Origin of the sequence: Candidatus Seribacter sulfatis, from assembly GCF_964187635.1 — a bacterium.
Taxonomy (GTDB): domain Bacteria; phylum Verrucomicrobiota; class Verrucomicrobiia; order Opitutales; family Seribacteraceae; genus Seribacter; species Seribacter sulfatis.
This window is the reverse complement of the sequence record NZ_CAXLMO010000081.1, coordinates 33,361-48,482: the sequence shown is the minus strand read 5'-3', so window position 1 is coordinate 48,482 and position 15,122 is coordinate 33,361. Positions and strand designations below refer to the sequence as shown.

General features: G+C 39.4%; 18 protein-coding genes. 5 read left to right on the top strand and 13 right to left on the bottom strand.

What is annotated here, in order from left to right; translation table 11 throughout:
- From ACKPQ5_RS08105 to ACKPQ5_RS08095, 3 genes are all read right to left on the bottom strand, one after another.
- Nucleotides 1-727: hypothetical protein (locus tag ACKPQ5_RS08105; protein ID WP_407678601.1), on the bottom strand; the 727-nt coding region annotated here is incomplete at its 3' end.
- Nucleotides 724-1,626, bottom strand: coding sequence for a coiled-coil domain-containing protein (locus ACKPQ5_RS08100; RefSeq protein WP_407678600.1), 903 nt, complete (start codon nucleotides 1,624-1,626; stop codon nucleotides 724-726). The genes ACKPQ5_RS08100 and ACKPQ5_RS08105, both read right to left, overlap by 4 nt.
- Nucleotides 1,627-1,741: 115 nt before the next feature.
- Complete coding sequence (locus tag ACKPQ5_RS08095; protein WP_407678599.1) at nucleotides 1,742-2,800, bottom strand: MotA/TolQ/ExbB proton channel family protein; 1,059 nt, start codon at nucleotides 2,798-2,800, stop codon at nucleotides 1,742-1,744.
- A 96-nt stretch (nucleotides 2,801-2,896) separates the two neighbouring features.
- Between ACKPQ5_RS08095 and ACKPQ5_RS08090 the strand changes: the two genes are divergently transcribed.
- Nucleotides 2,897-3,268: a hypothetical protein gene (locus ACKPQ5_RS08090; RefSeq protein ID WP_407678598.1), complete on the top strand. Its 372-nt coding sequence runs from the start codon at nucleotides 2,897-2,899 to the stop codon at nucleotides 3,266-3,268.
- Between the two features lie 6 nt (nucleotides 3,269-3,274).
- Here the strand turns inward: ACKPQ5_RS08090 and ACKPQ5_RS08085 are convergent, their stop codons facing one another.
- Entirely contained in the window at nucleotides 3,275-3,931 is a 657-nt protein-coding gene (locus ACKPQ5_RS08085; RefSeq protein WP_407678597.1) for a hypothetical protein, read from the bottom strand.
- 24 nt (nucleotides 3,932-3,955) lie between these two features.
- Nucleotides 3,956-4,360, bottom strand: coding sequence for a hypothetical protein (locus ACKPQ5_RS08080; protein WP_407678596.1), 405 nt, complete (start codon nucleotides 4,358-4,360; stop codon nucleotides 3,956-3,958).
- A gap of 174 nt (nucleotides 4,361-4,534) precedes the next feature.
- Here ACKPQ5_RS08080 and ACKPQ5_RS08075 point away from each other — a divergent pair, with 174 nt between their 5' ends.
- The gene (locus ACKPQ5_RS08075) at nucleotides 4,535-5,524 is read left to right on the top strand and encodes a Gfo/Idh/MocA family protein (RefSeq protein ID WP_407678595.1); all 990 of its coding nucleotides are present in this window, start codon (nucleotides 4,535-4,537) and stop codon (nucleotides 5,522-5,524) included.
- 10 nt (nucleotides 5,525-5,534) lie between these two features.
- Here the strand turns inward: ACKPQ5_RS08075 and ACKPQ5_RS08070 are convergent, their stop codons facing one another.
- The 8 genes from ACKPQ5_RS08070 to infA all read right to left on the bottom strand — a co-directional run bounded on the left by ACKPQ5_RS08070 (nucleotide 5,535) and on the right by infA (nucleotide 11,404).
- Nucleotides 5,535-6,287: a glycosyltransferase gene (locus ACKPQ5_RS08070; protein WP_407678594.1), complete on the bottom strand. Its 753-nt coding sequence runs from the start codon at nucleotides 6,285-6,287 to the stop codon at nucleotides 5,535-5,537.
- 34 nt (nucleotides 6,288-6,321) lie between these two features.
- Nucleotides 6,322-6,945, bottom strand: coding sequence for a hypothetical protein (locus tag ACKPQ5_RS08065; protein ID WP_407678593.1), 624 nt, complete (start codon nucleotides 6,943-6,945; stop codon nucleotides 6,322-6,324).
- 90 nt (nucleotides 6,946-7,035) lie between these two features.
- Nucleotides 7,036-7,941 (bottom strand): hypothetical protein, encoded by a 906-nt coding sequence (locus tag ACKPQ5_RS08060; protein ID WP_407678592.1) that lies wholly within the window; start codon nucleotides 7,939-7,941, stop codon nucleotides 7,036-7,038.
- Entirely contained in the window at nucleotides 7,922-8,767 is an 846-nt protein-coding gene (locus tag ACKPQ5_RS08055; RefSeq protein WP_407678591.1) for a hypothetical protein, read from the bottom strand. The genes ACKPQ5_RS08060 and ACKPQ5_RS08055 overlap by 20 nt, the downstream gene beginning before the upstream one ends.
- Before the next feature lie 5 nt (nucleotides 8,768-8,772).
- On the bottom strand, nucleotides 8,773-9,309 hold the full coding sequence (locus tag ACKPQ5_RS08050; RefSeq protein WP_407678590.1) for a hypothetical protein: 537 nt from the start codon (nucleotides 9,307-9,309) through the stop codon (nucleotides 8,773-8,775).
- A 288-nt stretch (nucleotides 9,310-9,597) separates the two neighbouring features.
- A complete protein-coding gene (gene dtd / locus ACKPQ5_RS08045; protein ID WP_407678589.1) occupies nucleotides 9,598-10,053 on the bottom strand; it encodes a D-aminoacyl-tRNA deacylase in 456 nt (151 codons plus the stop codon).
- Between the two features lie 69 nt (nucleotides 10,054-10,122).
- Nucleotides 10,123-11,091 (bottom strand): cysteine synthase A, encoded by a 969-nt coding sequence (gene cysK, locus ACKPQ5_RS08040; RefSeq protein ID WP_407678588.1) that lies wholly within the window; start codon nucleotides 11,089-11,091, stop codon nucleotides 10,123-10,125.
- 34 nt (nucleotides 11,092-11,125) lie between these two features.
- Entirely contained in the window at nucleotides 11,126-11,404 is a 279-nt protein-coding gene (infA, locus tag ACKPQ5_RS08035; protein ID WP_407678587.1) for a translation initiation factor IF-1, read from the bottom strand.
- Nucleotides 11,405-11,509: 105 nt separating this feature from the next.
- On the opposite strand from infA, the gene ACKPQ5_RS08030 reads away from it, so the two are divergent.
- The 3 genes from ACKPQ5_RS08030 to ACKPQ5_RS08020 all read left to right on the top strand — a co-directional run bounded on the left by ACKPQ5_RS08030 (nucleotide 11,510) and on the right by ACKPQ5_RS08020 (nucleotide 15,117).
- A complete protein-coding gene (locus tag ACKPQ5_RS08030; RefSeq protein ID WP_407678586.1) occupies nucleotides 11,510-12,022 on the top strand; it encodes a nucleoside deaminase in 513 nt (170 codons plus the stop codon).
- 91 nt (nucleotides 12,023-12,113) lie between these two features.
- The gene (locus ACKPQ5_RS08025) at nucleotides 12,114-12,734 is read left to right on the top strand and encodes a superoxide dismutase (protein ID WP_407678585.1); all 621 of its coding nucleotides are present in this window, start codon (nucleotides 12,114-12,116) and stop codon (nucleotides 12,732-12,734) included.
- A 58-nt stretch (nucleotides 12,735-12,792) separates the two neighbouring features.
- Nucleotides 12,793-15,117, top strand: a complete 2,325-nt coding sequence (locus tag ACKPQ5_RS08020; RefSeq protein ID WP_407678584.1) for a tetratricopeptide repeat protein — start codon at nucleotides 12,793-12,795, stop codon at nucleotides 15,115-15,117.
- Nucleotides 15,118-15,122 lie beyond the last annotated feature (5 nt).

The window sequence follows — 15,122 nt, the reverse complement described above, 5'->3', positions numbered from 1 at the left end:
CCTTCCCTCCATCTACACTAACCTTAACTGTAAAAAAGGAAGTACTAATCTTCTGTGAATGAATGAAATTTATGAAAGCTGAACTTTCATATTCTCCATCTTTATTTGGCTTGGGTCCGGACTTGGTAAGTGCAGATTTTATACGAGCGTACAACATTGATTCATTAATTGGATAGATCATTCCCTCTCGACACAAAAATCGAAAAGGTTTTGAACCAGGAACTGCTGGCTTTGGATCTGGCAGGCTGATATCTTTGCTCATAGATTTTGAATTTTGTTCTGTACCCGAAGAAAGAAGACCCTTCACTTTTCGAAATTTTACTTCGATTGAATTTTTTTGATTAAAGAGCTTACTTTTCTCTTGGCGAAGGTTTTGGAGTGGTGGAGGGACAGGGGGCATGCCTTTTTTTTTATCAGATAACTCTTTTTCCAACTCACTAATTTCCTCAATCAGTTTTTGTTGATCTTTATTCTGAGAAGCCTGTTGAAGTTGTAACCTTTTCTTTTCTTCATTGAGATTTTTTTTCTGATCCTCAAATTGCTTCATTGCCAACTCCATCAGTTCGATCGAGTTTTCTTCCTTCTTCTCATCTACAATCCTCTTCACTGCCGAGCCGGCTCCAAGTTGAACCACAATAAGCAGAATAATGAGGATTCCAACGACAGTAGTTATTGTATCCAATAAAGAATCAAGGCTGCCGATATCTTCTTTCTTTTTCTTTCTCACGATCCAAGAAAAAGGGAAAGGTCAATTTCACCATCTCCGTCTAGAGGGATTTGACCGAACTTACACCTGATAGCCTCACAAATTAAAGTAGTTCTATACCAAGAAGAAAAACCTTTTGATCGTAACAGAAAAATTATGTAACGCGCTTCTGGATCAGGTAATTTTAATTTTCTTGCCTCATCGTATTTATAAATCGCCCTTCTCGAACTCGGTGCCAACTGAAGAGCTGTAAGCTTAATCTCTCTGCCCTGCTTATCTTTTAAGGTAATTTTACTACCATCACGTTGTACGAAACGAGCATCCATTTCTGTTCCCTGAGAACTCCTCCATATTCGATATGGGCCTTCCTTCGCCACTTTTTGAATAACACTTTTTAATTTGGTATTTTTGGAGATTTGATCTGTTAATACTTCAAAAGACTTACCGTTCTTATCATATACCTTGATTCCCCTTTCGTGACATTCGATAAAAGTTGGTTCCAAATCACCTCCATTACCAGATCCAGCCTGTTTTATGACCATCGTCGCCAATTTCTCCGGTTCCTTCATCAACTCCCATTCGTCTTCTGCAACCTCCAAGTTTTTCATCAACTTAGCCAATTCACTTTTTATTTTTACGACCTCGCCTAGAATTATCTTACTCTGCTTATCTTCAATTTGTCTCTTTTCCGCCTGCTTTGCTAATGTCAAAATTTCTTTTTTAAGCCGGTCCTTCAGTTTAGGATCAATTTTTTGCCTCGGATTTTCCTTAATATCTTTTATTTCTTCTTTTAGATTTTGAATTTCCTTCTTTTTTTCTGCAATTTCTTTTTGAAATTCATCATCCTCTTCCAATGCAGTTTCTATCTTCTCATTTACCGCCTCAGGGTCGATTTGAGCGATTACAATTGCAGTAATCATCAAAGTTAAAATCCCAATTACACAGGCTAAAATGCTAAGAAATGGGAAAAGTGAGATTTGTAAATCTGCCTTTTTCTTTTTCAATGGATAAATAAATTTAAACTATTAGAACTTGCTATGATCCGTTTCCTTCCTCAATAGAAGCATTCTCCATAATTTGATTAAATTGATTCGCAACTTGTGTCATTTGCTGGGCAACAACACTCTGAGATTCTTGAAGTTGTAGAAGATAGGCTTGGAGATTTTCAATTCGCTCAATGGTCTCTCCTGATCCAGCAGAACCAACTTCTCCGTGAGGTTCACGTAAGCGTTTCAAGAAATACTCATTGCAATACTCATCCACTTTATTGAGCAAGTCCTCCTCGTTTTTTTGCATAACGCTAGTCGGAAACATAACCCAAAGACTAAAAATTAATGACACCAAGGTAGTATCAAATGCCTCGCTTAGACCTCCTGTTACTTGGCCAAGTTGTTCCTTTATCACCTCAATATCCGCGGCGGCTCCCATTTCGCCACCAAAACTAGAAACCGCATCGCTGATCCCTAGCACCGTGCCAATAAAACCAAGAATAGGAATTGCCCAGATAAAAACCTTAATTAAAACATAACTGGAATCGACCATAGTCGCATCAATCTCCGACTGCGACTTTAACATATCCGCAGTTTCAGTATGGTTCTTTCTCACACTAAAATGCTCAAGTCCCCGAAATATTCGGGTGAGAAGAAAGCTCTGCCTCGGATCAAAACCAAGTCGGCTAATGTGGGCAGCAAATTGAGGCAGATTTTCTACTTTTATATCTTGGCTAATGTCTTCAGGTAATAGCTTAAATTGCATAATATTAAGCTGACCTTTAAGCTTCTTTCTTTTGAGGAATAAAATAGCGAATGACCAGCATGCCAAATAGGTAAGGACATAGGGTACCCAACCGCGTTCATAAAAATAATCGGAGATTATTTGGGTACTCGTTGAAATTCTAAATAATAACACAAACAAATAAAAACCTATCTCTATCCCCAAACCCATTACTGCGGTTATACCCATTGAAATCGAAGTGGCAGAGGTGTTGTCAAATTTCCCCATCTCATCACTGCTTCTTTGCATCATATTAACTTGAGCAGCACGCTTTTTTGCCTTCGCGGGTACTTTTATGTTATTTACAGGTTTTTTCCTCATAAATACATACTAATGAGTCCTTTTATTTAAATTCAATAATAATATACTAAATTAAATTATCTTTGATTATGAACTTTTTTTTTAATACGAATAGTAATGCCTAAAACTTTAAATAAAAATGGAACACCCAGGAAAGTAGGGAGTGGGAAAACGAAGGGTGCTGGTTGCTATGCAGATATCACATGGGCAGAGCTAAAGAAGGTCATTGGCGAAAATACTCGCATCCAGGTCAGTCGAGTTTGGCTCAAAAATATTGGTGTCGCAGAAAAGAAAACACTGAAAAGTACACCGCCAACCGAGAGTACTGAAAAATCACTCAAGAAAAGCAAACCATTACCCACCCCAAAAATTACACGAACTAATGAAAAGAAAGTTTTTACAGACTCGCCCTCAGAAATTAGTAACGATGAAAACTACGATCCCCCTCCTCTTTTTGGAACCGGAGAAATCAAATTAAATCAATACTGATTACTATTACAACCCAAACGGGTCAGGCGGAGGAACATTTCCCCCATCGTTAATTGGATCCAAAGGGGGCAAGCCATCAGGAAGTGGAGCAAAGGGGTTGTCCGAAGCAGGGTTGATTTCCTGGAACGGTGGAGCACTATCAAATGGCAACGCGGGAAACGGAGACTCCCCCACAGGCAGTTCTGTATTTTCAATGTTAAGATCTTCTTGATTCGAGGGTAATTCGGTCGGAATCGCATCAGGTTCACTAGTCGAGGTTGGCTCTGCCTGTAAAGTACCTTGGAAACTATCTAAATCAATATTTTCAAGTGTAATTGGTTTGTTGTTATTCGTCTTTTCGGGTCGTTTTAGCTTAGTGCTCGGCCGAGCTTCTAAATCCTCTATTTTCACATCCCTTATCCACCAATCCTTATATTCGAGCGTACCATCTTCTTTATACTCCTGCACCGCTCCCCACCTCGTACCTCCAATCATAGGAATCAGCATTCTTCTCTCATGGTCATACTGATGACGGGCTAACCAGGCTTTCTCTACAGTCGCAATTGGTTTTTTGGAACGGTTCAATTCTTTTGACCGATAGCTATATCCTTCTTTGTTCCCACAGCCATAGAACAAGATTGAAGAAAAGAAGAGTAAAAAAAAAGTTTCTATTTTTAATTTCATCAGAATAAACAATCTAAAATTTGCTTACTTAGTGCTCGAGAGCAAGCGTAACTTATTAGAACTCATACTAAAGCACTCAATTTCGCCTGTTTCTTGATTACAACGATAAATCCAACGCTCGTTCTCGTCGCACAAGAATTGGTATTTCTTTGAATGATCAGTGCTTTTATTATTAATAAGCATTTTCAAAAAAGAATTTTCTAACCTGTCATAATCGAACTTTCCCGGTTCGGGAAGTGATTGAACGATCTTAGGAACAATTTCATTCAATCGTTTTTGCAATAACGAATCTAAAAACTCAACAACTTCACTACTCAGTATTTTATTATTCGACAAACTTTTAACAGATTCTATGGCAACGCTGTCCGCTAGGGTGGTCTGATTGGAATCTGATTGCTGAGGAGCGAGGTCTTCCACAGAGCAACTCAATAAAAAAATAGAAGCAAAAAATAAAATAATAGGCGTACACTCAAAAATAGAATAATAGGACTTAAATGACATACATTAGTTATTTGAATAATTATACATTTTCGTCAACCAAGACCGTCAGGATAGAATTTGTTAAAGATTGCTTGTAATGAAAAAATTGATTCTAACAGATCCATGAGCAAAAAGATTCGATGGGGTATTCTAGGAACAGGTAGAATAGCAAGAGCATTTGCAGAGGGAGTAAGCAATGCGAAAAATGCCAAACTCCACGCAATAGGTTCGAGGACGAAGGAATCTGCTGAAATGTTTGCTCACGAATGGAATATACCGCTGCCCTGCTCCTCCTACCAAGAATTAGCAGAAAATAAATCTATTGATGCCATTTATATTGCCACTCCCCATACAGAGCATGTCAGTAATACCCTGCTTTGCCTGGAAAATGGCAAAGGAGTACTATGTGAAAAGCCAATTGCGGTAAATGCTCATCAAGTTGAGCTTATGATTCAAAAATCAAAAGAAAAAAATGTTCTATTAATGGAGGGAATGTGGTCAAGGTTCCCTCCCCTAATGGAAAAAGTTCGAGATATCCTGAAAAATAAAGAAATTGGAGAAGTGAGAACAATCCAGGCTGATTTTGGCTTTAGGCCAGAGAATATCGATCCAGTAGGTCGGTTATTTAACCCCGACCTTGCGGGTGGATCTCTCCTGGATGTTGGAATCTATCCAATCTCCCTGTCATTCATGATTAACGGGACTCCCGAGTCGTTCGTAACCGAATGGACCAATGGAAGGACTGGGGTTGATGAACAAGCCTCAATGATTTTCAAATATCCAAACGGTAGTATGGCACTGCTACATTCATCAATTCAAGCAGACACTAGACAGGAAGCTTTTATTTCAGGTACCGAGGGGAGTATTCGAATTCACAAACAATGTTGGAAACCGCAGGTTATGACTATTACAGAATGGAAAACGGGTAAGGTTCGAAAAATTGAATCTCCATTTATAGGAAATGGGTTCAATTATGAAATAGAACACTTTAGCCAATTACTATTAGATGGAAAAAAAGAAAGTCCAATTATGCCCTTACAGGAAAGCCTTTCCATTATCTCGACCTTAGACAAAATTCGACAAAGATGGGATTTGCGCTATCCATGCGATTAGAACTTTCGAACTAATTAACCGGTCTTCGATACCAAAAACTACAAAACCTTTTCGATCGTAGGGCCCAAGGAAAGAAAAGAGGGATTAAGATCGTAAATAAAATTTGCAAAGGGTTAAACCAGACCAATTTTCTCGAGGATGTAACGACTGGAAAATCTTCTACAATTTCAAAGGTTAGACTTTTTTTCTTACAACGCTTTTTGTAATTGATCGAAAATAATATTTCTTCGCCTGCAAACAACTTTTCAGAAAAACAATCTGCTTCAAAAAAAGTTTTTTTATCACAAAAAATAAAACTACCGGCGGCCAATTTAAAAGTCTTCGATATCCAAGACCAGAAATAAGGCATAAAAGAACCAAAAAAGAATTGATTTTGGTTCGAATCAAATACAACCGTGGAACCTCCTCCTCCACATTCCCCCCCTTCTAGCCTTTGCAAAGAGAGCAAAAGTAATTCGTTTGAGATCTGGGTATCCGCATCGACAAAAAATAAGTATTTTCCCCTTGCAACACATGCCCCTGCATTTCGTGCTCTGGAGATTTGATTAATCGGTTCAAAAACGACTCTTGCCCCTTTTTCTTTTGCTAAAATTGCAGTTTGATCGGAACAGTTATTATCTACCACAATAACTTCTCCCGTAAGATTTTTTATTTCAGCAATCGCATTGAAGAGTCTATCTAGAACTGCACCGATATAATTTTGTTCATTATAGGCGGGAATAATAACTGAGAAATCTACTGTATCATTCGTTTTAGGCTTCATTGCTTCACTCAATGAAATCTATATCAATTTAATACTACTTAGAAAATTTCTTTGCCCGCTTACTTACCCCAAATGACAAACCGGAGAGCCAACCTTCCAACCTTGCCGCAGGGCGTTTCCCATATTGATCTAGATCGCCACTTGGTTTAATAAGTCTTTTACCAGTAATATCGGATGCGATCTCATTGAGACTGGGTAATTGCTCTCCTGAGTCTTGAAGAGATTTATGTAAAAATGCAAGACGGTCTAATTCAAGCTGCCTAGATAAGCTAGCCAAAGTCTGCCGAAATTGTGCAACATCCCCATCTCCATTTTGGCTCGAGTTGGGTTTATTATTATTTTCAATGATTGGACTTTGATGGTCTTCAGTACTATCTGCATTTTGTACTTCCTCATCTGGCAAATCTACACTGGCTTCTTTTTCGACATCTTGACTAGGAGGCTTATCTGCATGGAAGTCTTCATCAAAATCATTGATGCTGAAAGATTCTTCGCTACTATCAACCCCATCGCCTTCTTGATTTAATTGCGGAGGAATACCAACCTCTACAGAACCTGCTGAAACATCTTCATTTGCATCAGATTGATCGGTAGTATCCGGATCTGCTATAAGATCAGCAAGCTGTTCGTCAGTAGTATCTTCGGGGGGGGTATCCACAAGTAAAGTTAATAAGAAAAGCGAAGGATGGGGTAATTAAAAAAATTTAGCAAGAAATAATATAAACTGGAGATGGAAACTTTTTTCACACTATTCAAGAGTAATGTTTTGATCAACTTGATTCCTTTCTTCTGTAATTTGACCACTTCTTGTTACTATTAAAGTCTGCCCTTCCGAAGCAAAAGATGAATCCTTCACTTGTAATTGATCCATAAACTTCAAAAAAGAAAAGTTTTTTTGTACTAATGTCGCCTTTAAGCGAAAAGATAAATTAGATGTTGCATTTTCATTTCGGGTAATGAACTCCATATTATCGCGAAACCCATCGATATATCCGTTATTAATAAAGATTCCCTTACCAGACGGAGCACGATTTGCTACTACGATCTCTTTATCAACCGCATAATACAGATGGTGAGGTTTCTTGATTCCTTTCATCAGTCTACTCCGTTCTTCCTCAAAACTATCTGAAGCTAAATTCCGCTTAACCTCCAGAGAGTTGAACTTATTTTCTATCTGCTCTGCCTCCTGAGCGACCAAAGACAGAGTTTCTTGAAGTTTTAATTTCTCTTTTTCTATTATTTTCTTCTTCTCCTCAATCGGTTGGATTTGCATCACAATCTTGTCAATTGGTTCGCGAGCAGAAGAAATTTCTTGGTCTAATTTAGAAAGCTCATCAGATTTTTCCTTAATCTCTTTTTCAATAGTTGCGAGTCGAGGAGTAAATCCATCCACTTCCCCTTGCAAATCTTTGATCTTGGATAAGGTTTCTTCTTCTTTATCTCGATAGTCGACACGACTCCTGTACAAGGCAGATAAAGCAAGATTCGATTCGTTTTTATCCAAATCAAGTTGAAGGGTGAGTTCCGCGTGTTTTTTTTGAACGAGTTCGAGATCCTGAGATAATGAATTCGAAGCATTTGGACCAAAAAGCATGTAAGCAAACAGACCAAGCACCCCCAAAAAGGTGAAAACTCTAAAGATATATAAGGTCAAGGTTTGTAACTTCCAGTAACTCTTTTGGGTTTCCTAACAATGGAATAATCATTGCAATACAATGATCAAATGCGACTTTATTTATCTTAATCTGACAAATCGACTTTCCATTTCCTCGAACGGCAAACCTCATGCTCTGCTCCAGTCCATGATTTTTCCCGATCGGTAGCATAATCATTCCCGTTTCTAAATCTAAGCTAGAAAACGAGACGCTTACTCGTTCACCTTTTTCCAACCAAGGATGTTCGTAGAAATCTTTCTGTAATGCAGATACCGTAAATTCAAAGTGCTCTTTTAATAGATCCGTCTCTCTATCATAAGACAAAATCTTTTTTTCTAATTCCATTATTCGATCTTTCTTCTGAGAAATATCATCTTCTAAAGATACAAGGGAGGATTGTAAATTGGGAACGAGGAGAGTCATCGAGCGTAAAGTACTCCTCGATCGGTCGATTTCCTTATCAATCCCTGCTAGACTTATTTTGGCTTTTTGTATCGAGGAAGACAATTCTTCGACCTTCTTAGTTTTTTCCTCTAAAATGATACTCATCTCTTTCTTCTTACGACTCAGATCAGTAATCTCTCCGACCGACGATTGTTCATTCGCTTCTAATTCTGCATTTTTTCTTTTTTCTCGTGCAAATTTGTCGGACTGCCCTTTTTTTGCCTCATCTACAGCAAGCGTAATATCTTGGACTTTAGAATTAAAATCAGAAATTTCTTTTTCCAAAAATTCATTCTCTGCCTGCACAGAAAAAATCTGCCATAATGCAACCGTACCCATAGCAAGGGTGAGAATATTTAAAATGTATCCTAATTTATACATTTATATTAAAGAGGCGGCAAAGGAGCAAAGGGAGAGGGTGGTTCTTGTGTATCCAGATCATTGGGGTCACCTAAACCAGCTTCTGGCAATTGAGGTATACCTTCATTAAAATCTGTATTCATGGGCTCACTTGGCTCCATATCAATGCCCTGAGGCAAAAATGGAGCAGGAAGAAATTCATCGCTTTCAGTAGTTTCTATTTCAGAGTCCTCATTTAATGATTCCGTACCTCCCTCCCCATCAATTGTTGAGATCTGCGCCAATTCGATCTTTCTTGCTTCGATTAAATTACTGTTTGCCTCCTCCCATCGAAGATCTCGTTCTGAATTAAGTTTAGATTTATTTATCTCCAAGAGATTTTCTCCCTTAAATGGTTTCATAACCCAGTAACGATCATGATCAATCCTACCCCACTCATCTCTACCGATGGACCGACCAATTTTCTTGTTGTCATATTTTGAAATCATCCTTCTGTTCTCCAAGTCGTAATGATAACGGGCATCCCAAGCCTGATGGACCTTTGGAACTTGATTATCCTTCAAACCCCCACACCCTAAATTAAAAAATAGGAAAGCTAAGAAAATAATATGTGAAATAAATAATCTCAAGATTTTATAGTAAGTTAATTCGTTATTCTAATGCAAGAACCCTTCGATCTTATTATTAAAATCTTATACACGAAATTCAATATCATTTTACAATTGATAAAGACTCGCTTTGTTCTGTTCAAAAGAAAAAACAGCAGTTCAATTTCTCCTAACATTATCAAATAATGTTAGCCCACAACAAATGTCAATTCCACCACTTATTAAGTACGGATATTGAATCAATCAATAATTCTTCTCTTTTGAATCAAGCCATAAACTTACTGGACCGTCGTCAATTGAAAGAATTTTCATGTCTGCTCCGAATTCTCCGGATGCTACCCTACCATTCAATTTTTCTTTTATTATTTGTAAAAACTTACGATATTGACCAACCGCAAACTCTGGAGTTGCCGCATGATTAAAAGAAGGTCGAAACCCTTTTCGAAGGGATCCAAAAAGTGTAAATTGGCTAATCACCATTAGTTCGTACCCTTTCTCTACTAATGAATTATTCATTTTTTTCGCATCATCCTCAAAAACTCTCATTCCCAAAATTTTTTGGCTGATCCATCCCAAATCAGAATCTTCATCGTCCCTGTGAACGGCCAAATAAACTAAGAGTCCTCGATTAATCTCACCAACGGTTTGACTATTCACCGATACAGTGGCCGAAAGAACTCTTCGAACTAAAGCTCTCATTACAAAAGAAGAAGGTCTTCAGGTGAGCAAAAACCCTGAAAATCGGTTCTACTGTAGCACTATTGGATCCTACTCTTCCGCCACTGCATCCATAACCTCAGATGCAGCTTGTGCAGCAAGTGGAGTCGAAAGATAACGCTCCCCACAACTTGCACCAACCACGACAATATTTTTCCCTGCCATCTCAGGTCGTTTTGCAATTCTGAGTGCTGCTGTTACCGTGGCACCAGTTGAAATTCCACCTAGTACACCCTCAGTTAAACTTAACTCACGGGCCATCTCAAATGCGTCATCGCTACTTACCAGTTCAACCTCGTCGATAATGTCCAAATTGAGATTATTGGGAACAAATCCTGCACCAATGCCTTGGATTTTGTGTGGACCCGGCTTAACTTCCTCCCCATTTCTTGTCTGGGTTATTACAGGACTTTCAATCGGTTCAACTGCAACCGAAATCATATCGGGGTTGCGCTTCTTGATCACCTCGGACACCCCAGTAATTGTTCCTCCAGTTCCCACTCCAGAAATAAAACAATCAATCTTGCCTTCCATCCCTGACCAAATTTCTTCTGCAGTTGTTTTGCGGTGAACTTCGGGGTTCGCAGGATTGTTAAATTGTTGAGGCATAAAACCGTTTTCTCCATGCTCCTCCATTAATTGACTCGCCTTTGAAATCGCTCCCCCCATTCCTTTTGGCCCTGGTGTAAGAACAATATCAGCTCCCAACAATCGAAGAAGCAATCTTCTTTCTTTGGACATAGTCTCGGGCATTGTAAGAATACATTTATATCCCTTCGCCGCGCAAACGAAGGCAAGCGCGATGCCTGTATTTCCAGAAGTGGGTTCAATTACTACGCTATCTGGTTTTAATGAGCCGTCTTTTTCAGCAGCCTCAATCATCGCAGCACCGATTCGATCTTTTACGCTTGCGAGCGGATTAAAAAACTCAGACTTAAGAAATATGCGAGCGCCACAATCCTTCGTTAATTTAGTAAGTTCCACCAAAGGTGTACGACCGATCGATTCAATAATATTCATAATAACTTATTTTGAGTGAAAAAATGAAAAAGAATTATCTTCTCTTACCTCGTGGACCAAAGCTTCGGATCGGCGCATTACGATTTACCTCCGCATTCTTTAAGCGATACACAATTCTTGCCTTTTGCAAATCCTGCGTGCTCATTTCCATCTTAACAATATCGCCCACTGTAATTTTGATAAAATGTTTCCTCAGCTTTCCGGAAATATGAGCGAGTACTTGATGACCATTTTCAAGTTCTGCTCTAAACATTGTACTTGGTAAAACTGCGGTGATTTTACCCTCGACTTCAACAACTTCTTCTCCAGACATAAATTTAATATAAAAGCTTCATAACACCATCTTTTAGGATTTCGTCAAGTTCGACCTTCTATTATAATTTAGATTAATTGCCGTAGTAAATTGTAAATCCCCCTAATGCCAACCAAACAAAATTGTCCATTCACCAAGCTTTTCCCGAGTCAGTTAGAGAGAAACGCATCGTTTTATATGCAGCATGCCTACAACCAATCGATTAATGGGTGGAATGCAGATGAGGTTCCTATCGGTGCTGTTATAGTCTTCAAGGATGAAATTATTGCTTCTGCTTACAATCAAACTCGGCAACAAAAAGATCCGAGTGCCCATGCTGAAATGATTGCCATTACCCAGGCAGCAAAGTTCGTAGGCGATTGGCGGTTAAATGAATGTCAGTTATTTGTCACTAAAGAACCGTGTCCCATGTGTGCAGGTGCAACAATAATATCTCGCATGGGGGAAGTCCATTACGCATTTACAGATCCCAAAATGGGTGGCTTGGGCGGATCCACATCTTTGCATGAACTTCCACATTCAAATCATAAACCAAAGGTTTTCAAGGGAACTTTAGAGTTAGAATGTAAAAGCCTTATTCAGAAATTTTTCCAATTAAAACGACAAGTTAACACTTAAAAATCATTGCTTCCGCAAAATTATTTATTAATGTTGGCTTTTCATAAATTTATTAATTTCAAATAACTTTAATCCATAAATTAAAACGATTATGACTTTTACATTACCAAACCTCCATTTTGCGACTGATGCACTCGAACCCCACATCGATGCAAGGACAATGGAAATTCATCACGGGAAGCATCACCAGACCTACATTAATAACTTAAATGCTGCCCTCGAAGGCCATGATGATCTCTCAAAAATGGAAATTAATAATCTAATTTCAGATATTTCTTCCCTACCCGAGTCGATTCGTGGTGCAGTTAGAAACAATGGCGGTGGACATGCTAATCATTCTTTTTTCTGGGAAAGTCTATCTCCGGAAGGCGGAGGCTTACCAGATGGTGCATTGAATGAAGCTATCTCAGCAACTTTTGGTAATCTTGATGCATTGAAAGATACCTTTTTAAAAGCTTCGCTGACTCGATTTGGATCTGGTTGGGCTTGGCTTATCCAGCAATCAGACGGAACTTTAACAATTACATCTACTCCCAATCAAGATTCCCCACTAATGGAAGGAATCGCTGACGATATAGGTACTCCGCTAATTGGACTCGATGTATGGGAGCACGCCTATTACTTGAATTATCAGAATCGACGACCTGATTATGTTGCTGCATTTTGGAATGTGCTTGATTGGAATCAAGTTTCATCAAGATTTCAATCATAGCCCCACTTGGTAAAGAGGGAATCTTAGTTCCTTCTCCGCTTTAGTAGTTCGTTGTCATATGAGTTCTACTTTTAAGTATAGGGCATTTCTAACTTATGCTCACAAAGATGAGGAAAAAGCACGTTGGCTGCGTAAGAAATTAGAAGACTTTAGAGTACCAAAACATTTGATTGGGCAAAACAGCCCTTTTGGCACTGTCCCTGGTAGACTTTATCCTATATTCAGAGACAGAGATGAATTGGCAGGTGCAGCACAGCTGGGTCCTCTGATTGAACAGGCTCTTAAGGACTCATCCCATCTTATCATTTTATGTTCTCCCCACGCAGTTCAATCACGATGGGTAAATGAAGAGATTCGAATGTTCAAAGCGATGGGGAAAGAAAATCGCGTTCTCTGCCTAATCCTTTCAGGAGAGCCTATGTCCGAAGATGCAAAGGGTGAAAGTAAAAATGAGTGTATTCCCCTCGCTGCGAGAAGACTAGTAAATGCAGAGGGTGAAATTACCGATCAAAAACATGAACCAGCCGCCGCCGATTTACGAGAAACAGCAGACGGCGAGAAAAATTCTTTGCTTAAATTAGTCGCTGGTTTGATTGGGGTGGGACTTGATGATCTCAAACAGAGGGATTTACTGGCTAGGCAAAAAAGGCTCGCACGAATTGCCTTTGTTTCCGCCATTCTAGCAATCTCTGCAATTTCACTTGCTGTATATGCGATGTTTCAACAACAACAGGCTAAAATAGCCCGGGCAAATGCTGAAATTGAAAAACAATTAGCAATGGTAGAGTTGGCAAAAACGCAGACTATCACTGCTTTTGTTCAAAATCTTTTCATATCCCTTGACCCCCAAAACACCGCGGGAATGGATACACAATTACTAAAAACAATGCTGGACCAAGGATCAAGAAGGGCCAACGAACTCGCAGAAAAACCGGAAATAGAAGCTAAAATCAGACTATGCCTGGGGCAGACATACCGATCTATTCGATCGTATGAAAAAGCCGAAATTGAACTTGAACGGGTATTAACTCTTTATCATCGTCCGGATCAGTTAAATCTGACTATTCGGCTACATGCAATGAACGAAATTGCCATGGTGCATGAAGCCCTTGGAAATTATGTCGAGGCAGAGCCAATGCTTGAAGAACTCCTTCAAAGGAGAACTCAATCATTGGGAGCGAACCATAATGATGTCATTGATGCCCAAATCGACCTGGCCATTGTCTATCGTAGAATTGGTAAATTAGAACAGGCAGAAAATCGCTGTACCCAATCATTATCCCTCTTAAATGATCAGAATCGTACGCAAGACGATCCAATGTTGCTTCGTTGTATGACCGAACTTTCCAGGATTTACCTGGCGAGTGACAAGATTCAACAGGCGGAAAGCCTCGCTCGAAATACCTACGAACGCTCGAGACTACGCTTTGGAGCCAACAACCCCAAGAGTTTACGAAGAGGACAAGTTTTAGTGGAATGCTTAGGAAAACTAGGCAGATTAGATGATGCTCAGGACCTCTCGACTCAAATTGTATCAAAATTACAGTTGGCACTAGGGCAAAGCCACCCTGATACGTTGGGAGCAATGGATTCTCTGGCCAATATTGCAGCGGCTCGAAATGATTTCAATCTAGCACTCGAACAGTACCTTCAAATACTAAAGCTTAAAGAAGAGGAACTCGGTTCGATGCATCCGGAAACTCTCAACACCCTCAATGCAACAGCCGAAATTTATCGAAAGCTTGATATGCTCGAAGAGGCAAAGAAGGCACAATACACCGTCTATCAACGCTTGCAGGAAAAATACGGCCACGAACACCCCGAGACTCTAAGATCCATGAATGAATTAGCTGACTTACATCTAGAGTTAGGAGAAGAAGACAGTGCCTTTTCAATCAGCGAAAGAGCCCTTGCCATTGAGAGGGCAATTATGGGTGAGAAGGATCCAATGACTCTCAATACATTATTTAGAATTGGTAAATTACACTACCTCGCCCAGCGTACTGATGAGGCAATGGTTATCTTAGGCGAAACTCTTTCAAAACAAGAGAAGCTTCTAGGCTTTGATAATGCAGAAGTTACTTTAACCCGTGACCTCCTGAACCAAATTCTGGGGGAAAGAGCAACTGCGATCAAGGTTACAGAAGATGTTTACCCCACCACTGAGGATCCAGAAGTCCAGTCCCCCTTACCTGATTTCCTTCGTCCGAAAGATCAAAACATTGCTCCTCCCCTGCCCCCTATTCTAGAAAAAAATTCAACTCTAGTGGAAGACACAATTGAAGATAAACCAAAGACCGTTGAGAAAGAAGGAGGGTTTTTCAAAAGCCTAAAAAGGACCTTACAAATCGGACCCGATACAAGAGACGAGACTGCTGAGTAAATAGC